The 25,117-nt window shown below is 67.0% G+C and carries 17 protein-coding genes; 11 read left to right on the forward strand and 6 right to left on the reverse strand.

The window, feature by feature from the left end; all coding sequences use genetic code 11:
- The first annotated feature begins 23 nt into the window (after positions 1–23).
- The 11 genes from atpD (at position 24) to AC3FNH_RS12095 (ending at position 18,138) form a co-directional block, all read left to right on the forward strand.
- Entirely contained in the window at positions 24–1,427 is a 1,404-nt protein-coding gene (gene atpD, locus AC3FNH_RS12045; protein WP_488720206.1) for a F0F1 ATP synthase subunit beta, read from the forward strand.
- Between the two features lie 99 nt (positions 1,428–1,526).
- Entirely contained in the window at positions 1,527–1,943 is a 417-nt protein-coding gene (locus AC3FNH_RS12050) for a F0F1 ATP synthase subunit epsilon (RefSeq protein WP_224080200.1), read from the forward strand.
- Positions 1,944–2,621: 678 nt separating this feature from the next.
- Positions 2,622–3,059, forward strand: a complete 438-nt coding sequence (locus AC3FNH_RS12055) for a CoA-binding protein (RefSeq protein ID WP_488720292.1) — start codon at positions 2,622–2,624, stop codon at positions 3,057–3,059.
- Positions 3,060–3,096: 37 nt separating this feature from the next.
- Complete coding sequence (locus AC3FNH_RS12060; protein ID WP_276098920.1) at positions 3,097–4,053, forward strand: alpha/beta hydrolase; 957 nt, start codon at positions 3,097–3,099, stop codon at positions 4,051–4,053.
- Between the two features lie 80 nt (positions 4,054–4,133).
- Positions 4,134–5,225, forward strand: coding sequence for a uroporphyrinogen decarboxylase (hemE, locus tag AC3FNH_RS12065; RefSeq protein ID WP_276098919.1), 1,092 nt, complete (start codon positions 4,134–4,136; stop codon positions 5,223–5,225).
- A 531-nt stretch (positions 5,226–5,756) separates the two neighbouring features.
- The gene (locus AC3FNH_RS12070) at positions 5,757–8,042 is read left to right on the forward strand and encodes a primosomal protein N' (RefSeq protein ID WP_488720207.1); all 2,286 of its coding nucleotides are present in this window, start codon (positions 5,757–5,759) and stop codon (positions 8,040–8,042) included.
- A gap of 200 nt (positions 8,043–8,242) precedes the next feature.
- The gene (putA, locus tag AC3FNH_RS12075; RefSeq protein ID WP_488720208.1) at positions 8,243–12,211 is read left to right on the forward strand and encodes a trifunctional transcriptional regulator/proline dehydrogenase/L-glutamate gamma-semialdehyde dehydrogenase; all 3,969 of its coding nucleotides are present in this window, start codon (positions 8,243–8,245) and stop codon (positions 12,209–12,211) included.
- Positions 12,212–12,357: 146 nt separating this feature from the next.
- Positions 12,358–13,509: a branched-chain amino acid ABC transporter substrate-binding protein gene (locus tag AC3FNH_RS12080; protein WP_276098916.1), complete on the forward strand. Its 1,152-nt coding sequence runs from the start codon at positions 12,358–12,360 to the stop codon at positions 13,507–13,509.
- Between the two features lie 166 nt (positions 13,510–13,675).
- On the forward strand, positions 13,676–15,634 hold the full coding sequence (locus AC3FNH_RS12085; protein ID WP_488720293.1) for a tetratricopeptide repeat protein: 1,959 nt from the start codon (positions 13,676–13,678) through the stop codon (positions 15,632–15,634).
- A gap of 153 nt (positions 15,635–15,787) precedes the next feature.
- Entirely contained in the window at positions 15,788–17,023 is a 1,236-nt protein-coding gene (locus AC3FNH_RS12090) for a cation:proton antiporter (protein ID WP_488720209.1), read from the forward strand.
- Entirely contained in the window at positions 17,023–18,138 is a 1,116-nt protein-coding gene (locus AC3FNH_RS12095) for a YbdK family carboxylate-amine ligase (protein WP_276098914.1), read from the forward strand. The genes AC3FNH_RS12090 and AC3FNH_RS12095 overlap by 1 nt, the downstream gene beginning before the upstream one ends.
- Positions 18,139–18,153: 15 nt before the next feature.
- Here the strand turns inward: AC3FNH_RS12095 and AC3FNH_RS12100 are convergent, their stop codons facing one another.
- From AC3FNH_RS12100 to gcvH, 6 genes are all read right to left on the reverse strand, one after another.
- Positions 18,154–18,618: a hypothetical protein gene (locus AC3FNH_RS12100; protein WP_488720210.1), complete on the reverse strand. Its 465-nt coding sequence runs from the start codon at positions 18,616–18,618 to the stop codon at positions 18,154–18,156.
- Between the two features lie 141 nt (positions 18,619–18,759).
- Positions 18,760–19,497, reverse strand: a complete 738-nt coding sequence (locus tag AC3FNH_RS12105; protein WP_276098912.1) for an MBL fold metallo-hydrolase — start codon at positions 19,495–19,497, stop codon at positions 18,760–18,762.
- An 85-nt stretch (positions 19,498–19,582) separates the two neighbouring features.
- Positions 19,583–20,959, reverse strand: a complete 1,377-nt coding sequence (locus tag AC3FNH_RS12110) for an L-serine ammonia-lyase (RefSeq protein WP_488720211.1) — start codon at positions 20,957–20,959, stop codon at positions 19,583–19,585.
- Positions 20,960–21,012: 53 nt separating this feature from the next.
- The gene (locus tag AC3FNH_RS12115) at positions 21,013–21,549 is read right to left on the reverse strand and encodes a DUF421 domain-containing protein (RefSeq protein ID WP_276098910.1); all 537 of its coding nucleotides are present in this window, start codon (positions 21,547–21,549) and stop codon (positions 21,013–21,015) included.
- 103 nt (positions 21,550–21,652) lie between these two features.
- The gene (gene gcvP, locus AC3FNH_RS12120) at positions 21,653–24,583 is read right to left on the reverse strand and encodes an aminomethyl-transferring glycine dehydrogenase (RefSeq protein WP_488720212.1); all 2,931 of its coding nucleotides are present in this window, start codon (positions 24,581–24,583) and stop codon (positions 21,653–21,655) included.
- A 103-nt stretch (positions 24,584–24,686) separates the two neighbouring features.
- The gene (gcvH, locus tag AC3FNH_RS12125) at positions 24,687–25,067 is read right to left on the reverse strand and encodes a glycine cleavage system protein GcvH (protein WP_029046545.1); all 381 of its coding nucleotides are present in this window, start codon (positions 25,065–25,067) and stop codon (positions 24,687–24,689) included.
- Positions 25,068–25,117: the final 50 nt, after the last annotated feature.

The raw sequence follows: 25,117 nt of genomic DNA on the forward strand, positions 1-25,117 counted from the left end.
ATTCAAGCTATCGGAGATACGAAATGAGTATCGGAAATATTGTGCAGTGCATTGGCGCCGTGGTGGACATCGAGTTCCCGCGCGACGCAATGCCGAAGGTGTACGACGCGCTGGTGCTGGAAGACAGCGGCGAAACGTCGTTTGCCGAAAAGGGCCTGACGTTCGAAGTCCAGCAGCAGCTGGGTGACGGCGTGGTGCGTACCATTGCCCTCGGCTCGTCGGACGGCCTGCGCCGCGGCATGGCCGTGAAGAACACCGAAGCGCCGATCTCGGTGCCGGTGGGTCAAGGCACGCTGGGCCGCATCATGGACGTGCTGGGTCGTCCCATCGACGAAGCCGGCCCGATCGCTTCGGACGAGCGCCGCGCGATTCACCAGAAGGCACCGAAGTTCGACGAACTGTCGCCTTCGACTGACCTGCTGGAAACCGGCATCAAGGTGATCGACCTGATCTGCCCGTTCGCAAAGGGCGGCAAGGTGGGTCTGTTCGGCGGTGCCGGCGTGGGCAAGACCGTCAACATGATGGAGCTCATCAACAACATCGCCAAGCAGCACAGCGGTCTGTCGGTGTTCGCCGGCGTGGGCGAGCGTACCCGTGAAGGGAACGACTTCTACCACGAAATGAAGGAATCCAACGTGCTCGACAAGGTGGCCATGGTGTTCGGCCAGATGAACGAGCCGCCGGGCAACCGTCTGCGCGTGGCACTTTCCGGCCTGACCATGGCCGAGAAGTTCCGCGACGAGGGCCGCGACATCCTGTTCTTCGTCGACAACATCTACCGCTACACGCTGGCCGGTACCGAAGTGTCGGCACTGCTGGGCCGTATGCCTTCCGCCGTGGGCTACCAGCCGACGCTGGCCGAAGAAATGGGCAAGCTGCAGGAGCGCATTACGTCGACCAAGACTGGCTCGATTACGTCGATCCAGGCCGTGTACGTGCCTGCGGATGACTTGACCGACCCGTCGCCGGCTACCACCTTCCTGCACCTGGACTCGACCCTGGTGCTGTCGCGTGACATCGCTGCTCTCGGTATCTACCCCGCAGTGGACCCGCTTGACTCGACCTCGCGCCAGATGGACCCGCAGGTTGTGGGCCAGGAGCACTACAACGTCGCGCGCGCGGTCCAGCAGACCCTGCAGCGCTACAAGGAACTGCGCGACATCATCGCGATTCTGGGCATGGACGAACTGTCGCCGGAAGACAAGATGGCCGTGAACCGCGCGCGTAAGATCCAGCGTTTCCTGTCGCAGCCGTTCCACGTGGCCGAAGTGTTCACGGGTTCGCCGGGCAAGTACGTGCCGCTGAAGGAAACCATCCGTGGTTTCAAGATGCTGGTGGATGGCGAGTGCGATCACCTGCCCGAGCAGGCGTTCTACATGGTCGGCTCGATCGACGAAGCCTTCGAGAAGGCCAAGAAGCTCCAGTAAGCCTCGCTTTGACGCTCCCGCGCCCCGGTGCGGGAGTGGCGGCATGCTGCCTCGCGCGGCCTGCCGTCAGAAGTGAAGCGAACGGACAAAGGAATTCATATGGCAACCATTCTTGTAGACGTCGTCAGCGCGGAAGCGTCGATCTTCTCCGGTCAGGCGAAGTTCGTGGCGCTGCCGGGCGAGTCGGGTGAGCTGGGCATCCTGCCGGGCCACACGCCGCTGATCACGCGCATCCAGCCGGGCGCCGTGCGCATCGAGAAGGAAGACGGCAGCGAAGAGTTCGTGTTCGTTGCCGGCGGCATTCTCGAAGTGCAGCCGAAGCATGTCACCGTGCTGGCCGATACCGCCATCCGCGGTACCGACCTGGACGAAGCCAAGGCGCAGGAAGCCAAGCGTGCCGCCGAAGAGCTGATGCAGAACCAGAGCAGCGATCTGGACATTGCACGCGCTCAGAGCGAACTCGCCGTGGCCGCCGCGCAGCTGGCTGCCATCGCCCGCCTGCGTCGTAAGAAGTAAGCAGCAAGCAGTACTGGCGCACTGTTGTTTTTTCGGTGCGACAGTCAAAAAAAGGCAGCCATGCGGCTGCCTTTTTTTTGGGGCTGGGGATATTCTTCAGCTGTTCTGGACAAAAAAAAGCGCGCGGGCCGGGGAGGCTCCGCGCGGACGGGAAAATCCCTTCGAGGGGTCAATTCGAAGGAACGGGTTCGGTCCAGGACTACTAAGGCGCAGCGAATCGCATTCGCATAATTGGCCAACAAGGCCTGGCGCCACCGGGTCTTCCTGGTATCCGGCCAGCAGGCATCGCCTGCTGGCTCGGAAAATCGGGATTCACTGCCAAAGGCTTTCTTCAGCGCCCCATCTTCTGACTTCTTGCTTCTTCGCGGGACGCGCCTCACCAAACGTCGGTGTGTCAATGCATTGTGGGGGAAAGTCCCTGCAATGGCAGTAACAAAATGTATCCTTTTGCAAGAAGTTGAAAGCCAGGTCGGTGCAAATAGCTCGTTATATGCACATTTGCGAACTCAAGCATCACTTTTTGGCGAGGCAGGTGCCTGATGCGCATCGTCTTGCGTCGGATTGCTTGTGCGACGGCGAACCAAGCGACGATTACGGCGTCGCACTTCATTCGCGGTTACGATGACTCCAGTTCTCACCACGCCCGGCAACTGCCGCGGCAATGCCACGGAGCCGATGATGACAGGTACGCAGGACGCGATCCGGGAAATGCTTGGCATGAAGACCGTGGCCATTGTCGGCTTGTCCGACCGTGCTGACCGTCCGAGCCATGAAGTTGCCGAATTCCTGCAGCAGCATGGTTTCCGCATCGTGCCAGTGAACCCGCGTCATGCCGGCGAACGGATTCTGGGCGAGCCCTGTCATGCCACGCTGGGCGAAGCTGCCTTGGCGATCCGGGCGCAAGGCGGCCGCATCGACTGGGTCGACATCTTTCGCCGTGCCGAGGATACTCCGCCGGTAGTCGGCGAGGCCATCGCCATGGGTGCGCGCGGTGTCTGGCTGCAGCTTGGCATCGTGAACGATGATGCGGTGGCACGCGCGCTTGCTGCGGGCCTGCTTGCCGTGCAGGACTGCTGCAGCAAGATCGAACTGACGCGGCAACTCGCGCTGTCCTGAACCGCACGCTATTGCCCGAACCCTTCCTGCCCCACCGATGGCCATCGATCCGCAACTTCTTGCCTATTTCCGCCGTCAGGCCGAGCAATATGCCGGCCTGCCCGTACCCGTTGATGCGCTCGCGCGGCGTGCGCGCTTTGCCGAAGTGGCGGCCTCGTCGGTGGGGCCAGATCCCGACGGCGTCACATGGACTGACCTCGCGCTGGAGCTCGACGGCCGCACACTCACGGCGCGCCTGTTCCGGCCGGCCGGCACCGGGCCGCAGCGGCTGATCGTCTATTTCCACGGCGGCGGGTGGGTGATCGGATCGCCCGAGACTCACCATACGGTTGCCGCGATGCTTGCCGCCGATACGGGTTGTGCCGTGGCCAGCGTGGACTACAGGCTGGCGCCCGAGCATCCGTTTCCGACGCCATGCGATGACGCCGTGCAGGCCGTGCAGTGGTTTGCCGGACAGCGCGCGGCATTAGGTTTCGACACAGACTTCCTGGCCGTGGCAGGCGACAGCGCCGGCGGGCATCTGGGGGCGCTTGCCACGCAGCAGGTCAATGCCGGTGCGGGCAGGCAGGTCGTGGCGGCGCAATTGCTGGTCTACCCCGTCACCGCGCCCGTGCTCAGCACCGAAAGCTACCGCGCCTTTGCCAATGGCCCTGGCCTGACGCGTGACGAAATGGCCTGGTACTGGACTCAGTTCATTGGTGCCGACGCGCTGGCATTGGGTGCGCAGCACCCCGATGCGCGCATCAACCTGATGGCGCAGGCACCACAGGTGCAGCCGCCCGCCACCGTCATCATCGTGGCGGCCAACGACGTGCTGCGCGATGGAGGCCTGGCCTATGCCGATTTCCTGGTGCGCCATGACGCCACCGTGCTCACCATCGAGGCCAGCGGCATGACGCACGGTTTCGCGCGCCTGCAGTCGGATGCGCCGCGCGCGCGCGAATGGATGCAGCGCGCGGCCCAGGCGTTCATGGGCCTGCTCGACGAGGCCTAGCCCCCGAGCACCGGCACGGTCGCAACAAGTGCCGGTGCGCCGTGGCCATCCCTTAGAATGGCGGTCTTACGAGGATGACCATGACCGCACTGCAGAACGACACTTTCCTGCGCGCACTGCGCCGGCAGCCGACTGAATACACGCCGCTGTGGCTGATGCGCCAGGCGGGCCGCTACCTGCCAGAGTACAACGCCACGCGCGCGCGGGCCGGCAGCTTCCTGGGGCTGGCCAAGAATCCGGCCTACGCCACCGAGGTGACGCTGCAGCCGCTGGATCGCTATCCTCTGGACGCGGCCATCCTTTTCTCGGACATCCTGACCGTACCCGACGCGATGGGCCTGGGCCTGTCGTTCGCCCAGGGCGAGGGCCCGCGCTTTGCCCGGCCGCTGCGAACCGAAGCCGATGTCCAGAAGCTGGCGGTGCCGGACATGGCGTCGCTGCAGTACGTCTTCGATGCCGTGGCCGAGATCCGCCGCGCGCTGGTCCAGGACGGCCGCCAGCGCGTTCCGCTGATCGGTTTCTCGGGCAGCCCCTGGACGCTCGCGTGCTATATGGTCGAAGGCGGCGGCTCGGACGACTTCCGTACGGTCAAGGCAATGATGTACGGCCGCCCCGACCTGATGCACCGGATCCTGGAGATCAATGCTCAGGCGGTCAGCCAGTACCTGAACGCCCAGATCGAGGCCGGTGCCCAGGCCGTGATGATTTTCGACACCTGGGGCGGCGCGTTGGCCGATGGCATGTACCAGGCATTCTCGCTGGCCTACATGCGCAAAGTGCTGGCTGGCCTGAAGCGCGAGCATCACGGGCAGCAAATCCCGGCGATCGTGTTCACCAAGGGCGGTGGCCTGTGGCTGGAAAGCCTCGCCGACATCGGCGCCGACGCAATTGGCCTGGACTGGACCGTCAACCTGGCCGACGCCCGGCGCCGCACCGCGGGGCGCGTGGCGCTGCAAGGCAATATCGATCCCACGGTGCTGTTCGCTCCCGAGGCTGCCATCCGCGAGCAGGTGCGTGGCGTGCTGGACAGTTATGCCGCGGCGGGCGGCAGCGACGGGCATGTGTTCAATCTGGGCCACGGCATTTCGCAGTTCACGCCGCCGGAAAGCGTGGCCGTGCTGGTTGACGAAGTGCATCGCTATAGCCGCCAGCTGCGTGCGCAGCGCGGCTGAGCCACCTTTGTTCTGGCGGCTGGCAGCAGCAGCGCCGGCCGCTGTTTCCCCGCGGTGCAGCGATCTTGCGCGGTTTGCCCTCAGTGCCGCCAGAGGCGCGCCGAAACTGCTGTCAAGTAAACAATTTCTTCCGGATTCACCAAAAAGGTACTTCCGCTTGACCGATGAGGCTTGACTTATGCACACCGATAGGTTTGCGGCGGTGCAAGAACGGGTTACCCCTTAACTCATCTGGGGGATGTTTGCAAGGCCTTGATTTTTAAGGAATTGGAAGTTTTTCAATGCGGGCGTGCCGGCCAGTGAGTCCCTTGTTTTTCGGGCTTTGGCGGCATCTTGGAGCGACTTTTCAACAAAGTTATCCACAGGGGCGTTGGAATTAGTGGAAAAGCAGTCATCTATCATCGACTTAGGGCCACATTTGAAGTTTTACTTTAAGTTGATGTTGCGCCGCACACAAAGCCTCGAGCGATTCCTTTCGCGCCGCATTCCGCACAATTTTCGCGCACGCGTTGTGCACCACAACCGCCCGCAATGATGCTGTCAGACGACACCGAGCCGCGCAGCGGGGGCATTATCCGCGTCGCGCTCGATACCCCCGCGGACGACTGTTTCGACTATCTTGCCGGCCCCGACGTGTCGCCTGGTGACCTGGTGGTGGTGCCATTCGGGCGTCGCAGCGTGGTCGGGGTTGCCGTCGCCCGCGCCGTTGAATCCGCCGTGCCCGCGGAACGTCTCAAACCGGTGTCCGCGCGGCTGGACTGGCTGGCGCCGCTGGCGCAAGAGTGGCGGGAGCTGGCGGCATTCGCCGCGCGCTATTACCAGCGCTGTCTCGGGGAGGTGATGCTGCCGGCGCTGCCGCCGTCGCTACGCGAACCGGAGGGTTGGCCGCGTCTCGCACAGCGTGCGCGTACCGAGGCGTACCGGGTGCTGCCCGAGCATATTCCCACGCTGCTGGATGCCATACCCGCCCGCGCCCGGTCAGTGCGAGCGCTTGCCCAAGCGCTCGCCGACCGTGCCGCAGGCGATGCGGTGCCGTTGCCAATGAGCCAGTCCGAGGCACGCGAGCTGTGCGCGGCCGCGCCGGCCAGGCTGGCGGAATGGGTCGCCGCGGGCTGGGTCGAGGCTCTGGTCGCCGAACGCACTTTGCTGGCCACGGCACCCGCCCAGGCCCCGTCGGTGGCGCCCCCGCTGCACGAGGAGCAGCGTATGGCGGTCGATGCCATTGCCGCGGCCACGTCATTCGCGCCGTTCCTTCTTCACGGCGTCACCGGCAGCGGCAAGACCGAGGTCTACCTGCACGCCATGGCGCAGGTGCTGGCACGCGATCCGCACGCGCAGGTGCTGATGCTCGTACCCGAGATCAACCTGACGCCCCAGCTCCAGTCGCGTATCGCCGCCCGGTTTCCGCACTTGCCGCTGGCCGTGCTGCACAGCGGACTGGCCGACCAGGAGCGCAGCCTGCAGTGGCTGGCCGCCCATCGTGGCGAAGCACGCATCGTGCTGGGCACGCGCATGGCGGTGATGGCGTCCATGCCGCAGCTCGCGCTGATCGTTGTCGATGAAGAGCACGACACGTCCTACAAGCAGCAGGAGGGCCTGCGCTACTCCGCGCGCGACCTGGCCGTGTGGCGCGCCAAGCGGCTCGGGGTCCCCGTGGTGCTGGGTTCGGCCACGCCGTCGATGGAGACCTGGTGGCGCGCCGAGCAGGGCGCCTACCGCAAGCTGGTGCTGCGAGAGCGTGCGCAGGCGGAAGCCGCGCTGCCGGTGGTGCGGCTGGTCGACCTCAACCACGAACGCCAGCGCCAGCGCGCGCTGTTCGAGGGCCTGTCGGTCCCGCTGCTGGAAGCCATCGAAGCACGCCTGGCGCGCGGCGAGCAGAGCCTGCTGTTCCTTAACCGCCGCGGCTACGCACCGGTCCTGGCCTGCGACAGCTGCGGCTGGCTCTCCGGCTGCCCGCGCTGTTCGGCGTACCTGGTATTGCACCGTCCCGAGCGGCGGCTGCGCTGCCACCACTGCGGCCTGGAAGCCCCGGTGCCGCACCATTGCCCCGATTGCGGCAATGTGGATATCGCGCCGCTGGGCCGCGGCACGCAGCGCATCGAAGAAGCCCTGGCGGCGCGTTTCCCACAGGCGCGCATCGCCCGCATCGACGCCGACTCCACACGTCGCAAAGGCAGCGCGCAAGCCATGTTCGACGACGTCCATGCCGGCGAGGTCGACATCCTGGTCGGCACCCAGATGGTCGCGAAGGGGCACGACTTCCAGCGCGTCACGCTAGTGGGCGTGGTCCACCCGGACGCCGCCATGTTCAGCCACGACTTCCGCGCCGCCGAGCACCTCTTTGCATCGCTGATGCAGGTGGCAGGCAGGGCGGGGCGGGCCGGATTGCCGGGCGAAGTCATGATCCAGACCCGCTACCCCGATGCTGCGGCATTGCAGGCCCTGCAACGCCATGACTATGATGGATTCGCCGCCGGTCAGTTGCGCGAGCGGCGCCAGGCAGGGTTGCCCCCGTTCTGCTACCAGGTGCTGCTGACCGCCGAACATGGCCAGCTGGAGCGGGCCCTGCAGTTCCTGCGGGCAGTCCGCCGCCTGGCAGATGGCAACGTGCTGGCACCTGAGGTGCAACTGCATGACCCGGTACCGATGTCGATGGTCCGTATTGCCGGCCGGGAGCGCGCGCAGATGCTGGTGGAAGCCAGCGCCAGGCCAGTGCTGCAACGGTTTGTGAGCGAGTGGGTACAGACTTTCTCCGAACCTGGAGCGGATGCCCGGGGCGTCCGGTGGCAGTTGGAGATCGATCCGCTGAGGATCTGAAGGCCGGGTTGCACCATGACCGTGGCGCAACCTCTACAACCGTTTTCTATCTAGTGGTTGCACTAGGTTGCACCCTCGCGTTTTTCGGGAGTAAGATCGCGCCAGCCCAAAGGTTGCGCAGGTCGGGCCCCTATGCCGTCCGGGCTTGACCCCGAGACGGCATCGACCCGCAGCCTTGTGTCTTACGGAGAACAGCTCGCATGGCCACCACCACCCTCGGCGTCAAGCTCGACGACGCCTCGCGCGATCGCCTCAAGCGCGTCGCCCAATCCATCGACCGCACGCCGCACTGGCTGATCAAGCAGGCGATCTTCACGTACCTGGAGCAGATCGAGCGCGGCCACCTGCCGCACGAGGCGGCGGCCGGTGGTGCGGCGGATGCCGAGAGCGCCGATCCGCGTGACCTGGGCCATGCCGATGGCGCGCCCCAGCCGTTCCTGGAATTCGCGCAGAGCATCCAGCCACAGTCCGTGTTGCGCGCGGCCATTACCTCTGCCTATCGCCGCCCCGAGACGGATTGCGTGCCAGTGCTGCTGGAACAGGCGCGCCTGCCGCACCAGCAGGCCGAGTCCGCCATCAAGATGGCCAAGAAGCTGGCCATGACCCTGCGCGAGCAGAAGGTCGGCACCGGCCGGGAAGGCCTGGTGCAGGGCCTGATCCAGGAGTTCTCGCTGTCTTCGCAGGAAGGCGTCGCGCTGATGTGCCTGGCCGAGGCGCTGCTGCGCATTCCCGACAAGCCCACGCGCGACGCGCTGATCCGCGACAAGATCAGCGGCGCCAACTGGCAGTCGCACCTGGGCCAGAGCCCGTCGCTGTTCGTCAATGCCGCGACCTGGGGCCTGCTGCTGACCGGCAAGCTGGTGGCCACGCATACCGAGTCGGGCCTGAGCAAGGCGCTCACGCGCATCATCGGCAAGGGCGGCGAGCCGCTGATCCGCAAGGGCGTGGACATGGCCATGCGCCTGATGGGCGAGCAGTTCGTCACCGGCGAGACCATTTCCGAGGCGCTCGCCAACGCGCGCAAGTACGAGGCACAGGGCTTCCGCTACTCCTACGACATGCTCGGCGAAGCCGCGATGACGGAAGAAGACGCCCAGCGCTACCTGGCGTCCTATGAGCAGGCCATCCACGCGATCGGCCAGGCCTCGCGCGGGCGCGGCATCTACGAGGGCCCTGGCATCTCGATCAAGCTGTCGGCGCTGCATTCGCGCTACAGCCGCGCCCAGCACGAGCGCGTGGTCACCGAGCTGTACGAGCGCCTGAAGAGCCTGACGCTGCTGGCACGCCAGTACGACATCGGCATCAATATCGACGCCGAGGAGGCAGACCGCCTCGAAATCTCGCTGGACCTGCTCGAGCGCCTGTGCTTCGAGCCCGAGCTGGCCGGCTGGAACGGCATTGGCTTCGTGGTGCAGGGCTACCAGAAGCGCTGCCCGTTCGTGATCGACTTCCTGATCGACCTGGCCCGCCGCAGCCGCCACCGCCTGATGATCCGCCTGGTCAAGGGCGCCTACTGGGACAGCGAGATCAAGCGCGCCCAGGTCGAAGGCCTGGAGGGCTATCCGGTCTACACGCGCAAGGTCTACACCGACGTGTCCTACGTGGCCTGCGCGCGCAAGCTGCTGTCGGTGCCGGACGCGATTTATCCACAGTTCGCCACGCACAACGCGCACACGCTGTCGGCCATCTACCAGATCGCCGGCCACAGCTACTACCCCGGCCAGTACGAATTCCAGTGCCTGCACGGCATGGGCGAGCCGCTGTACGACCAGGTCGTGGGCCCGGTCGCAGATGGCAAGTTCAACCGCCCGTGCCGCATCTACGCGCCGGTCGGCACGCACGAGACGCTGCTGGCCTACCTGGTGCGGCGCCTGCTCGAAAACGGCGCCAACACCTCATTCGTGAACCGCATTGCCGACGACACCATTTCGCTCGATGAACTGGTGGCCGACCCGGTGGCCGTGGTCGAGACCATTCATCGCGAAGAGGGCACCCTCGGCCTGCCGCATCCTAAGATCCCGTCGCCGCGCGGCCTCTATGGCAAGTCGCGCGCCAATTCGGCCGGCATCGACCTGGCAAACGAACATCGCCTGGCGTCGCTGTCGTCGGCGCTGCTGGCCGGCACCAGCGAGCGCGTGGTGGCCGAGCCGATGCTGGGCACCGAGGTTCCGCGCGCGGCCGATGCGGTTGCGGCGCCCGTGCTGAACCCGGCTGACCACCGCGACGTGGTGGGCCATGTCGCCGAGGCCAGCCAGGCCGAGGTCGACGCTGCGCTGCAGGCCGCCGCCAATGCCGCGCCGATCTGGCAGGCCACGCCGCCCGACGTACGCGCCGCCGCGCTGGAGCGCGCCGCCGACCTGATGGAAGCGCAGATGCAGTCGCTGATGGGCATCATCATGCGCGAGGCCGGCAAGACCTTCTCCAACGCCATCGCCGAAGTGCGCGAGGCGGTGGACTTCCTGCGCTACTACGCCGCCGAAGTTCGCCGCAGCTTCGACAACGAAACCCACCGCCCGCTGGGCCCGGTGGTCTGCATCAGCCCGTGGAACTTCCCGCTGGCGATCTTCACCGGCCAGGTGGCCGCGGCGCTGGCCGCCGGCAACACCGTGCTGGCCAAGCCTGCCGAGCAGACCCCGCTGATCGCCGCCGCCGCCGTGCGCCTGCTGCGCGAGGCCGGCGTGCCGGCCGGCGCGGTGCAACTGCTGCCGGGCCGTGGCGAGACCGTAGGCGCGGCGCTGGTGGGCGATGCCCGCGTCAAGGGCGTGATGTTCACGGGCTCGACCGAAGTCGCGCGCATCCTCCAGCGCAATATCGCCGGCCGCCTCGATGCCGCTGGCCGCCCGATCCCGCTGATTGCAGAAACCGGCGGCCAGAACGCGATGATCGTCGATTCCTCGGCGCTCGCCGAACAGGTGGTGGGCGACGTGGTTAACTCCGCGTTCGACTCGGCCGGCCAGCGCTGCTCGGCGCTGCGCGTGCTGTGCCTGCAGGAAGACGTGGCCGACCGCGTGCTCGAGATGCTCAAGGGCGCCATGAACGAGCTGACCATGGCCAACCCGGACCGGCTGTCCACCGACGTGGGCCCGGTCATCGACGATGAGGCGCGCGGCAATATCGTGCGCCATATCGACGCTATGCGCGCCAAGGGCCGCCGCGTGTACCAGGCCGACCCGAACGCCGCGCAGGGCGCGAGCTGCCGCCACGGCACCTTCGTGCCGCCGACGCTGATCGAACTCGACAGCATCGACGAGCTCAAGCGCGAAGTGTTCGGCCCCGTGCTGCATGTGGTGCGCTACCCGCGCGCGGCCCTCGACACCATGATCGGCCAGATCAACGGCACCGGCTATGGCCTGACGATGGGTATCCACACCCGCATCGATGAAACCATCGCGCAGATCGTGCAGCACGCCGAGGTGGGCAACCTGTACGTGAACCGCAATATCGTCGGCGCCGTGGTCGGCGTGCAGCCGTTCGGCGGCGAAGCCCTGTCCGGCACCGGCCCGAAGGCCGGCGGCCCGCTGTACCTGCATCGCCTGCTGTCGGTGTGCCCGCAGGACGCGGTGGTACGCAGCGTGCGTCATGCTGAAGCTTCGGGCGCCACGCTGGCCACGCCGGAGCGCCCGGTCGCGGCGCAGGCGCTGAAGGACTGGGCCAAGGCGGAGATGCCCGCGCTGGCCGCGGCATGCGACCGCTTTGCCGAAGCGTCGGCCGCCGGCATTTCGGTGACGCTGCCGGGGCCGACAGGAGAGCGCAACACCTACTCGCTGCTGCCGCGTCACCAGGTGCTGTGCCTGGCGGCGCAGGAAACGGATCTGGCTACCCAGCTGGCGGCCGTCCTGGCCGTCGGCAGCCAGGCCGTGATGGCGGAAAACCCTGTCGCGCGCGGGCTGTTTTCGCGGCTGCCTAAGGGCGTACAATCGCGCGTCCGCCTGGTCGCCGACTGGATGTCGCCCGAGGTTGCGTTCGACGCGGTGATCCACCACGGCGACTCAGACCAGTTGCGCACAGTGTGCGAACAGGTCGCGGCGCGCCCGGGCCCGATCGTCAGCGTGCAGGGACTGGCGCAGGGTGAAACGAATATCGCGCTGGAGCGTTTGCTGATCGAGCGCTCGCTGTCGGTCAACACGGCAGCCGCCGGCGGCAATGCCAGCCTGATGACGATCGGCTGAGCCGGCGCGGACTGAGTTTGACGTGCGTATGCGCGGCGGCGATCCTGCCGCCATACGCAGCAATAGGGGAGGGGCGCCCAGCCGGCGTTCCCGAAGCGTAGAAAAAGCGCAGCAAAGAAGGCTGAACCAGCCACCAAGGAGAACTGATGACCTCGACATTCCACAAGACGGCCCTGACCGTTGCCCTGACTTTCGCCGGCCTGACCGGTGCCACGGCAGCCTTCGCCCAGGCGCAGGAAATCAAGCTGGGTTTTGCCGGCCCGATGACCGGCGGCCAGGCCCAGTACGGCAAGGACATGCAGAACGGCATCGTCCTCGCGATTGATGACATGAACGCCACCAAGCCGAAGATCGGCGGCAAGGAAGTCAAGTTCGTGCTGGTCTCCGAAGACGACCAGGCCGATCCCAAGACCGGCTCGGTGGTGGCGCAGAAGCTCGTCGACAATGGCATCCAGGGCATGCTCGGCCACTTCAACTCGGGCACCACGATTCCGGCGTCGATGGTCTACAACCGCGCCGGCATTCCGCAGATCGCCATGGCGACCGCGCCGGAATACACGAAGCAGGGGTTCAAGACGACCTTCCGCATGATGACGTCCGACACCCAGCAGGGCTCGGTGATCGGCGCCTTCGTGGTGAAGAAGCTGGGCGCGAAGAACATCGCGATCGTCGACGATCGCACCGCCTACGGCCAGGGCCTGGCCGACGAGTTCGAGAAGGCCGCCAAGGCCGCCGGCGGCAAGATCGTGCGCCGCGAGTTCACCAACGACAAGGCGGTGGACTTCAAGGCCGTGCTGACCAACATCAAGCGCAGCAACCCGGACATCATCTTCTACGGCGGCGCCGAGACCCAGTCGGCCCCGATGGCCAAGCAGGTCAAGGAACTGGGCATGAAGGCCCCGCTGGTGTCGGGCGAAATGTCCAAGACCGACAACTTCCTGAAGCTGGCCGGCCCGGCTGCCGAAGGCACTGTGGTGTCGCTGGCTGGCTTGCCGCTGGACCAGATGCCGGGCGGCGCCGCATACGAGAAGAAGTACGAGAAGCGCTTCGGCTCCAAGGTGCAGACCTACTCGCCGTACGCCTATGACGGCGCGACCGCGATGATGACCGCCATGATCAAGGCCGGATCGGCCGATCCGGCGCGCTACCTGCCGGTGCTGGCTGCCACCAATATGCAGGGCGTCACCACCAAGACGCTGGCGTACGACGCTCGCGGCGACCTGAAGGACGGCGGCATTACCGTCTACAAGGTGGTGGGCGGCAAGTGGACGGTGCTGGAGACGGTTGGCGGCAAGTAAGCCGCCCAGCGCACAGCCCGAAAAACGCCGCCCGAACGGGGTGGCGTTTTTTTTTCGTGCAATTCTAAAGATCGAACTGACCCCTGCCGTTTGTTGTCCCCGATGGGGGATCGTGTCATTGGCGCATAATCCCGCATTCGCCTATCCAATCCAGAAGGAGCAGTACGTGTCCGTGCAGGAAGTCAGCTACGACCGCGCAATCGACCTGGCCAGCATCGGCCGGTTCGATGAAGCGCTCGAAATCGCCGGCCAGTTGTCGGAGGCCCGGCCCGAAGTGGTCGATTTCATTACGCTGCGGGCAAGGCTGCACTTCGACAAGGGTGATGCGCAGGCGGCCTTCGCCGTGCTCGACGAGGCGCTGGCGCGGCTGGAATCGCTGGGGCTGGCGGCGCCGCACCGGTGGGCTTCGCGCGGGGTGATCGCGCATCGCTACGGCGCCATGCTGATGGGCCTTGGCCGTGATGGCGACGCGCTGCCGTGGCTGCATGAGGCTGCGCGGCGCAACGGCCTGCTGTCCGGCGAATGGGCTGCCCATTTCCATGCGGGCCTGGCGTGCTACCGGCTCGGTGACCTCGCGCGGGCCGGCCGTTACTGGCACGACCTGCTGTACCGGGCGCCGGACCTTGGCGCAGAAGACATCCTGCCGCTCGTGCACGACGCGATCGCGCGCGCCGAGGCCGCCGGCCAGCCGGCCGAGCCCATGATGCGCGTTTGCCTGGGCCGCATTGCGCTGGATAACCCCGACCTGCTGGATCTCGAACCGGAGGCGGCCGACGCGCTCGCCGGCGAGCAGGCCGACCTGGTGCTGGCCGAGTCTCCCGATCATCCGCAGGCCCGCCGCCTGCGCGCGCCGCTGCGCTTTGGCACGGGCGACATGGACGGCGCCCAGGATGACCTGGCCGTGTACCTGCGCCAGTGCCCGGACCCGCAGACCCAGGTACGCGCCATGGCGTGGCGCCACCAGGCCGCCCAGTCCGGTGCGCAGGGAGCCGACGCACAGCCCTGGCTGAAATTCAGCCTGACCACGCAATCCGACGACGGCGCCGGCTTCTACCGTGCCGCCACGGCGCTGGGCGAGTTCATCGACCAGGTGCCGCAGGCCGAAGCCGCGTTGCGGCCGCGGCTGGTGGAAGCCTGCCAGCTCGGCGTAGCGCGCTTCGAAGCGTATTTCGCCACCGGCGAAGGTGACGCGGACGGCCATGGCGGCAATGCCGACCCGCACGTCTATTCGCTGCTGTGCCGCTTGCTCGCACGCAGCCTGCCGGCCGACGCCGCCAGCCTCGACACGCGCATCGCCCTGCACCGCAAGGGCATGGCCGCGAGCGAGTTCATCGACCACTGGATCGACCTGCTCGACTGCCACGCCGGCGCGGGCCAGCACCAGAAGGTGGTGGAACTGGCGGGCGAGGTGCTGAACCGCTATCCGCTGGAGCGCAACCCAGCCGACGTGACCTGGGCATTCAGCCGCCTCATCGCCGCCTGGAAGGCCATCGGCGGCGCCGAGGCCGGCGAGGCGGCCGGCGCGGCGATGACGCATATGGATGCCCGGCTCGACGCTTTGCCGGTGGAAGCACGCAGCGAGGCCGCGCACCCGATGGCGCACGCGCGCGCCCATTACGCCGCGCTCGTGCAGGCCCGCATGGACGGCATGGACCAGCACGACCGCACCGACGCACTCGCCGAGATCGACGCCCAGCAACGCCGCGCACTGCTGGTGGAAGACGCGTGGCTCTTCAACCGCTTTGGCCAGGTCTGGCGCGATCTCGGCGACCATGAACGCGCGCTGCCGCTGTTCGAGCAGGCGATCGAATTGACAGAGGGCGATGCCTGGGACCAGGCCGCGCCGCGCGTGCAGCGCGCGCTCATCCATAACGCCGCCGCACGGCACGATGCCGCGCTCGCGGATTTTGTCGCGGCGTTCGCGGTACGTGACGACTGGGATGCCGAAACCTGGTTGCGCGCGGTGGAGTCGGCGGTTGGCCTCGGTCAGCGCGAGACGGCGCTTGGCTACTACGACAAGGCGCATGCCGCAGGCGCCGCCGAAGGGCGCACGCGTGGCCTGAATATGAAGGTCGAGGCTGCGCTCCGGGCCACCCGGCCGAGGTGGAAACTGTGGGGCATGTAAGGCGCGGCCGGCGCCAGTGAAAGCGCGGATCCCGCCATGAGAAACGCCATCTGAAAAGATGGCGTTTTTTATTGAAAGTTAGAGACAGAAGTTGGCGCATTCCGTGCGGTGTCAGACAATCACTGACACGGCATGTCATGTGCTTCCATTACCATGTCACGCATGAATGGACTGAGCCAACTTTTCCCGTCACTTCCGCTCGCGCCCGGCGGCCTGTTCTGGGTCGGCCTGGCGCTGGTGGGTGCCGGCCTTGCAGGCGAGCTGAGCCGCCGCTGGCTGCGTTGCCCGCGCATTGTCGGCTATGCGGTAGCGGGCCTGTGCGCCGGCATGCTCGGGCGCAGCATCGTCGACGACAACATGATCGCGCAGACCCGTATCCTGATCGATATGGCGCTGGCGCTGGCCCTGTTCGAACTGGGGCATCGGCTCTCGCTGGCCTGGCTGCGCGCGAACCGCTGGCTGCTGCTGACCAGCGCGTTCGAAAGCGTGCTGACCTGGGGCCTGGTCGCGGCCGTGCTGCAATGGATCGGCGCCTCGCCGGGCATTGCGGTCCTGGCGGGCGGCATCGCGGTCAGCACCTCGCCGACCATCGTGCTGCAGCTCAAGAACGAGCTGCGTGCCGAAGGCCAGGTGACCGAGCGCCTGATGGCCATGGCCGCGCTCAACAGCATCTATGCCGCCGTGATCGTGCAGGTGGCTACCGGCTGGCTGCATTCCGAGTACGGCAACCTCGGCGCCGCGCTGCTGCATCCGCTTTACCTGCTGGTCGGCTCCTGCCTGCTGGCGTGGGTAGTGGGGAAGATCGGCCACGCCATCTACGGCCGGATGTCGGTGGACGATCACTACAGCTTCCTCGTGCTCGTCGGCCTGGTGCTTTTCACGCTGGCGCTGACCCGGGTACTAAAATTGTCGATGCCGATCACGCTGTTGCTGGCCGGCGTCGTGTTCAAGCACGAGGACAGCCAGCCGCATGTGTGGCCGACGCACTTTGGCAGCGCTGGCAGCCTGCTGATCATCGTCATGGTGGTGTCGCTGGGCCTGCCGCTCACGGCGCATGACTGGGCGGTCGGCGGCGTCTATGCTGTAGTGCTGGTGCTGCTGCGCCACGCGGCCAAGCTGGCCGGCGTGGTGTCGCTGGGATCGTTCTCGGGGCTGAGCCTGCGCCAGTGCGTGGCGCTCGGGCTCGCGCTGGCGCCCATGTCGGGCCTGGCGTACCTCTTGATGAACGATGTCGCGCGCCTGTACCCGGGCACCGGGGAGCCGTTGGCCGCCATCATCCTGTGCGCGCTGGCCATCGAGCAACTGCTGGGCCCGGTGATCGCGGCCTGGGCACTGCGCTTCGCCGGCGAAGTCCGCGCCGATCTGCGCAGCAATGGAGGAGGGCGCTGATGTCGCTCGAACCGTTCAAGCATTCCGAGGCGCTGACCTTCGGCGTCGAGCTGGAGCTGCAGCTCGTCAATCGGCACGACTACGACCTGGCGCCGTTCGCGCCCGACTTGCTGCGTGCGCTGAAGGGCGCCCAGCATGCCGGTGACATCAAGCCGGAGATCAGCCCGTCGATGATCGAGATCAGCACGGGCATCTGCCATACCTATGACCAGGCGGTCGAAGAGCTGACCACCATGCGCGACCTGATGGCGGCGGCCTCGCGCTCGCTCAACATCGGCATCAGCGGTGGCGGCACGCACCCGTTCCAGCAGTGGGCCGACCGCATCATCTCCGATTCGCCGCGCTACCAGTACATCTCGGAGCTGTATGGCTACCTGGCCAAGCAGTTCACCGTATTCGGCCAGCATGTCCATATCGGCTGTCCGAGCGCGGACGAGTCGCTGTTCCTGCTGCATGCCATTGGCCGCTACGTGCCGCACTTCGTCGCGCTGGCGGCGTCATCGCCGTACGTGCAGGGCGTCGATACCGGCTTTGCCTCGGCGCGCCTCAATTCGGTGGCGGCCTTCCCGATGAGCGGACGGGCGCCGTTCCTGCTCACCTGGGACGCCTTCACCGCGTACTTCGAGAAGATGCGCAATACGGGCGTGATCGAGAGCATGAAGGACTTCTACTGGGATATCCGGCCCAAGCCCGAGTTCGGCACGATCGAAGTGCGCGTGATGGATACGCCGCTGACGGTCCGGCGTGCCTGCGATATCGCCGCGTATATCCAGATGCTGGCGCGCTACCTGTTGCTGTCGCGCCCGTTCATGCCGCAGGAAGACGACTACCTGGTCTATACCTTCAACCGCTTCCAGGCCTGCCGTTTCGGGCTGGAGGGCGAATACGTGCATCCCAACGAGCTGACGCGCCGGCCGATCGCGGAACACATCCTGTCGATCTGCGACGCGCTGGTGCCGCATGCCGAAGCCCTGGGATCGCTGCAGGCGCTGGCCAATATCCGCGCGCTGGCCGAGCGCCGCGACGGCGACGCCGAATGGCTGCGCCAGGTCGACGCCGACGCGCGCAGCCAGCGTGAAACCGTGCGCCAGGCCTGCGAACGCTGGGCGGCCTGACGCCGCCCGCGGCGCTTACTTTACGGTGTAGCCGCGCCCCTGCATGCACGCGCCCCAGGCCTGGTAGTAGGTCGACATGGCCTGGCCGGTGTTGGCTGCGGCCTGCTGATTGGCGGCCGCGGCCTGCCGGCGCGATTGCCGGTGCGCGACGCCGCCCGCAACCGTGCCAACCGCTGCGCCCTTGCCGGCATCGCCCGCGATTGCGCCTACTGCCGCGCCGGCCGCTGCACCGCGCACACGCTGGCCGCTTTGCGCCTGTGCGGGCGGCGGCGCGGCCGCGGCCTGAGCCGGGTCGACGCCGGTCTGCTGCTTGGCCCAGCTATAGCACGCGCCGTCGTCGCTGGACTGCTGCTGCTGGCTCTGTCCCTTGGCGGGATAGGCAATCGGCTTTTGCTGCGCCTGGGCCGGTACTACGGCCAGCGCCGCCAGCACCGCCGCGAGCGTACCCAATCCACAACATGCATTCCCGTCAGGCTTCATGGCGAAATCCCCTGTGAGTCGGTCGGCGCTGCATGCGTCACGCTGCAGCGCATCCGGGTGCCGGAGAAATCAGTATTGCAGCGGGTGGCGCGAAGTCAATTCAGAGTTTTTGGAGGGCGGAATAGACGGGTTCGCCGCGCGTCACGCGCCGTGCGGCACGCTTTCGCCGTCGCGCAGCCCGAGCCGCCTGTTGGCCGGCACGGCCACGTCGATCAGCTTGGGCCGAGGCAGGTTCAGGTTGCGCATCATTTCGATGAACTCGTCGCGCGTGCGGCCGGCCACGCGACTGTTGTGCGCGCGCTCCTGCGCGATCGTCGACGAGGTTTGGCCCTTGTAGTCGTGCGCCGGGTAGACCAGCGTGTCGTCGGGTAGTGCAAACAGCTTGCGCGTCAGGCTGTCGTACAGCGTGCCGGCATCGCCCGACTGGAAATCGGTGCGCCCGCAGCCGTCGATCAGCAACGCGTCGCCGGTGAACACGCGGCGCACCGTGCCGTCCGGCGCGGGCTCTTCCCACAGGTAGCTCATGCTGCCGGCGGTATGGCCCGGCGTATGGATGGCCCGCAGCACCTGCGCGCCGAACGTCAGGGTATCGCCATCGATCAGCTGCTTCTGTGCGGACCTGATGTCGCACCCGGATGGTGCCGCGGTGTGCGCACCCGTCTGCATGGCGACATGGCCGGCCGAGGTGATGTGGTCGGCATGGGCATGCGTCTCCACCACCCACGCAAGGCTGGCGCCCGCGTCGCGCAGCACGGCCATGTCGCGTTCGAGCTGGTGGTCGACCGGGTCGATCAGCACGGCATCGCGCGTGGCGGCATCGATCAGCAGGTAGGTGAAAGTGGACGAGGTGTCGTCGAACAGCTGGTAGAAAGTTTGCATGGCCGCCTCGCTTTTTGCTCTGGTTCTGGCAGGCGCCCGCGGTGGCGCCATGGGGAGACTGGCGCCATGATACGCCGCACCGGGCTCAGCATTCCACGATATTCACCGCCAGCCCGCCGCGCGCCGTTTCCTTGTATTTGGTCTTCATGTCGGCGCCGGTTTCGCGCATGGTCTTGATGACCGAATCGAGCGATACGTAGTGCGTGCCGTCGCCGCGCAACGCCATGCGCGCGGCGTTCACGGCCTTGACCGAAGCCATCGCGTTGCGCTCGATGCATGGGATTTGCACCAGCCCGCCGACCGGATCGCAGGTCAGGCCCAGGTTGTGCTCCATGCCGATCTCGGCGGCGTTCTCGACCTGCGCGGGCGAGCCGCCCAGCACCGCCGCAAGCGCGCCAGCCGCCATCGAGCAGGCCACGCCAACCTCGCCCTGGCAGCCAACCTCGGCACCGGAGATCGACGCATTGAGCTTGTAGAGCAGGCCGATTGCGCCGGCGGTGAGCAGGAAATCCACCACGCCCTGCGCGTTGGCGCCGGGCACGAAGCGGTCGTAGTAGTGCAGCACGGCCGGGATGATGCCCGCCGCGCCGTTGGTCGGCGCGGTCACCACGCGGCCGCCGGCGGCGTTTTCCTCGTTGACGGCGATCGCATAGAGGTTGACCCAGTCCATCACGGACAGCGGGTCGGACAGCGTGCGCTCGGCGCGCTCGGTCAGGCTGCGGTACAGCTCCGGCGCGCGGCGGCGGACCTTGAACGGGCCGGGCAATTCGCCATCCGTGCGGCAGCCGCGCACCACGCAGGCCTGCATCACGTCCCAGATATGCAGCAGGCCGGCGGTGACGTCGTCCTCGCTGCGCCACGTGAGCTCGTTTTCCATCATCAGGCGCGCGATGCTCTTGCCGCTTTCGCTCGCCATCTCCAGCATGTCCTTGCCGCTGCGGAACGGGTGCGGCATCTGTTGCGCCGCCTTGAGCACCTGCGTGTTGGGCGCGCCCGCGGTGACGACGAAGCCGCCGCCAACTGACAGGTAGCGCGCCTCGCGCAGCGACGCTCCCTGCGCGTCGAAGGCGTGGAACTTCATGCCGTTCGGGTGCTCGGCCATGGCCTCGCGGCGATAGAACGCGATGTGTTCCTTCTCGATGAACGGGATCGGGTGGCGGCCCAGCAGCGACAGCGTGCGGCTCGCGCGCAGCGCCTTGAGCCGGCCGTCGATGGTGTCGGGATCGATGGTATCGGGCGCTTCGCCCATCAGGCCCAGCATCACGCCCTTGTCGGTGCCGTGGCCCTTGCCCGTAGCGCCGAGCGAGCCATACAGCTCCACGCGCACGCTGGCGACCTGCGGCAGCAGGCCATCGCGCTCCAGGCCCTGCGCGAACATCAGGGCAGCGCGCATCGGGCCCACGGTATGCGAGCTCGACGGGCCGATGCCCACCTTGAACAGATCGAAGACGCTGACTGCCACGGATCACTCCTGAAGTCATTGCCGCTTGCGGATGGCAAGCGGGCATTGCAGGTTCAAACTGCGTCGTCCTTGCCGACTTCGCTCCAGACCGACGCATCCGGCTTGGGCGGCGCGGCGCCGGCCGGCTGCTGGCGCAGCTTGACCGATACCGTGCCGTCGGTTTCCAGGATGGCGAAATGCACGTCGGCGATGCTGCTGCTGCCGGCGTGGCGCAGTACCTTGTTGAGGTCCTCCATGCTGACGCGCTGGCTGCGCATCACGTCACGCAGCAATTTGCCGTCATGGATCAGGAACTGCGGCCGGCCTTCCACGAAGACCTCCAGCTTGCGGCTGCGCCAGGTCAGATAGGCAAGGCCGGCATTGGCGCCCACCAGCGTGATGGCCAGGATCAGCCCGGCGGTCACGGAGTTGTCCCCGGCGTTCATGGCGTTCTGCACGGCGTTGGACAGTACCAGCAGCAACACCAGGTCGAACGGCGTGAGCTGGCCGATCTGGCGCTTGCCCGACATCCGCAGCAGGGCCAGCACCGCGCCATACACGATCAGTCCGCGCAGCACGAACTCCCACCAGGGGGCACTGAGATTCCACATGCAGCCTCCGCTGTGCTGGTGGCGCCGCGACGCGCGGCGCCCCTGTGTCGAGCATAGCGCGCGCGGCGGCCGGCCGTCACCGGACGCCGGGCGAAGGACGGCCTCAGTCCTGGGCGTACTCGCTCATCGGCACGCAGCTGCAGAACAGGTTGCGGTCGCCGTAGACGTTGTCGGCGCGGCCGACCGGCGGCCAGTACTTCTGCGTGCGCAGCGATGCCACCGGATAGGCCGCCTCTTCACGCGTGTACTTGCGCGTCCACTCGTTGGCCGTGACCACGGCCGCGGTGTGCGGGGCATGCTTGAGCGGGTTGTCCTCGCGGTCGAAGGTGCCGTCGGCGACACGGCCGATTTCCTGGCGGATCGCGATCATCGCGTCGATGAAGCGGTCCAGCTCGTGCAGGGCCTCGCTTTCGGTCGGCTCGATCATCAGCGTGCCCGGCACCGGGAAGCTCATGGTCGGGGCGTGGAAGCCGTAGTCCATCAGGCGCTTGGCCACGTCCTCGTTGCTGATGCCGGTGTCCTTCTGCAGCGGGCGCAGGTCCAGGATGCACTCGTGCGCCACCAGGTCGTGCTGGCCCGTGTACAGCACCGGGTAGTACGGCGACAGGCGCTTGGCGACATAGTTGGCGGCCAGGATCGCGTTCTCGGTGGCGGCGGTGAGGCCGGCCGAGCCCATCATGGCGATGTACATCCACGAGATCGGCAGGATGCTGGCCGAGCCGAACGGCGCGGCCGAGACGCCGCCGATGCCGTTGTCGTCGCGGCGATAGCCCACGCTGTCCTGGTTCGGCAGAAAATCGGCCAGGTGCGCGCCGACGGCCACGGGACCCACGCCGGGGCCGCCGCCGCCGTGCGGGATGCAGAAAGTCTTGTGCAGGTTCAGGTGCGACACGTCGCCGCCGAAGTGGCCCGGCGCGGCCGTGCCGACCATGGCGTTCATGTTGGCGCCATCCACGTAGACCTGGCCGCCGTGCTGGTGCACGATCTCGCAGATCTGCTGCACGCCCTGCTCGAACACGCCGTGCGTGGACGGGTAGGTGATCATGATGGCCGCCAGGTTTTTGCTGTGCTGCTCGGCCTTCTTCGCCAGGTCCTCCAGGTCGACGTTGCCGTTCTCGTCACAGGCGACCACCACCACCTTCATGCCGGCCATCTGCGCCGACGCCGGGTTGGTGCCGTGCGCCGACGACGGGATCAGGCAGATGTCGCGATGGCTTTCGCCGCGGCTGGCGTGGTAGGCGTGGATGATCAGCAGGCCGGCGTATTCGCCCTGCGAGCCGGCGTTCGGCTGCAGGCTCACGGCGGCATAGCCGGTGGCTGCGCACAGCATGTCCTCGAGCTGGTCGATCATCTCGCGGTAGCCCACGGTCTGGTCCAGCGGCGCGAACGGGTGGATCTGGCTGAACTCGGGCCAGGTCACCGGGATCATCTCGCTGGTGGCGTTGAGCTTCATCGTGCACGAGCCCAGCGGGATCATGGTGCGGTCCAGCGCCAGGTCCTTGTCGGCCAGCATGCGCAGGTAGCGCAGCATCTCGTGCTCGGCGTGGTGCGTGTTGAACACCGGGTGCGTCAGGTAGGCGCTTTCGCGTGCCAGGTTGGCCGGGAAGGCGTCCTCGACCGTTGCCTCGATGGCATCGAACGTCAGCGAGGCCGGCAGCGGCTTGCCGTGCGAGAAGATTTCCCACAGCGCCACCACGTCGTCGCGCGTGGCGGTCTCGTCGAGCGACACGCCGATGCGCGTCGCGCCGGCATGGCGCAGGTTGATGCCGCGCTCGGTCGCGGCGGCGTGGATCGCTTCGGTATTGAAGCCGGTCTCGAACGTCAGCGTGTCGAAGAACGTCGCGTTGGTACGCGTGAAGCCGAGCGTCTGCAGGCCCACGGCCAGCGTGGCCGCCAGGCGATGCACGCGCTGCGCGATGCGCTTGAGGCCTTGCGGGCCGTGGTACACGGCGTACATCGACGCCATCACGGCCAGCAGCACCTGAGCGGTACAGATGTTGGACGTGGCCTTCTCGCGGCGGATATGCTGCTCGCGCGTCTGCAGGGCGAGGCGGTAGGCCTTGTTGCCCTGCGCGTCGATGGTCACGCCGACCAGGCGGCCCGGCATCGAACGCTTGTAGGCATCCTTCACCGCCATGTAGCCCGCGTGCGGGCCGCCGAAGCCAAGCGGCACGCCAAAGCGCTGCGAGTTGCCCACGGCCACGTCGGCGCCCCATTCGCCCGGCGCGGCGATCAGCGTCAGCGCCAGCAGGTCGGCGGCCGCCACCACCAGGCCGCCGGCCGCGTGCACGGCGTCGGCAATGGCGCGGTAGTCGGTCACGTCACCATTGACGCCCGGATACTGCAGCAGCACGCCGAACGCGTGGGCCGAAGCTGCGTCGGCAGCGGGGCCGACCTTCACCTCGATGCCCAGCGGCTTAGCGCGCGTGCGTACCACTTCCAGCGTCTGCGGCAGGACGTCGTCGGCCACGTAGAAGGTGTTCGACGCGTGCTTGTTCACGCGCTGCAGCAGCGTCATGGCCTCGGCCGCGGCGGTGCCTTCGTCCAGCATCGAAGCGTTGGCGATATCGAGGCCGGTCAGGTCGGTGACCATCTGCTGGAAGTTCAGCATGGCCTCCAGGCGGCCTTGCGAGATCTCGGGCTGGTAGGGCGTATACGCGGTGTACCAGGCCGGGTTCTCGAAGATATTGCGCAGGATGACGGCCGGGGTCAGCGTGTTGTAGTAGCCTTGGCCGATAAAGCTCTTCAGGACCTTGTTCTTGCCAGCGAGCTTGCGCAGCTTTGCCAGTGCGGCCTCCTCGGCCAGCGGCTCGGTGAATTCGCCCATCGGCATGCCGTCGCGGCGGCGGATGGCCTCGGGGATCACGGCGTCGATCAGCGCGGCGCGGCTGCTGTAGCCGAGCACCTTGAGCATGTGCTGCTGTTCGGGCGTGTCGGGGCCGATATGGCGAGCGGCGAAGGCGTCGCGCGCCTCCAGTTCGGCCAGCGTGGGCCGGTTACCTTGGGCGGCGGTCATGGGAAGCGGGGCGTTCATGGCAAGAACCTCGTTGGGGCGCGGCGGCAGGTGGTCAGCCATGCCGCCGCGCATCGATACAGTGGCCGGCCCATGCTTGGTGCAGGGGCCGGCGGGCGTGGCGTCAGGCGCCGACGCTGGCCTTGTAGGCGTCGGCCGACATCAGGCCGTTGACGTCGTCGCTGTTGGCCGGCTTGAGCTTGAACAGCCACGCGTCGAAGGCGTCGGCGTTCACGCTTTCCGGCGCGGCCGTGGCGGCCTCGTTGACGGCGATGACTTCGCCGGCCACCGGGGCGTAGATGTCGGAAGCGGCCTTCACCGATTCCACCACGGCGAGCGCGTCGCCGGCGCCAACCGACTTGCCCACTTCGGGCAGTTCCAGGAAGACGATGTCGCCCAGCGCGTCCTGCGCATGGTCGGTGATGCCGATGGTCAGGGTGCCGTCGGCTTCGACGCGCACCCACTCGTGCGACTCGGTGTATTTCAGGTCAGCGGGGAAATTCATGAGGGTTCTCCGGATTCAGATTTGTTCTTGATTCGGGCGCCTGCCATCGG

It is taken from the genome of Cupriavidus sp. 22TCCZM01-5 (genome assembly GCF_057798915.1).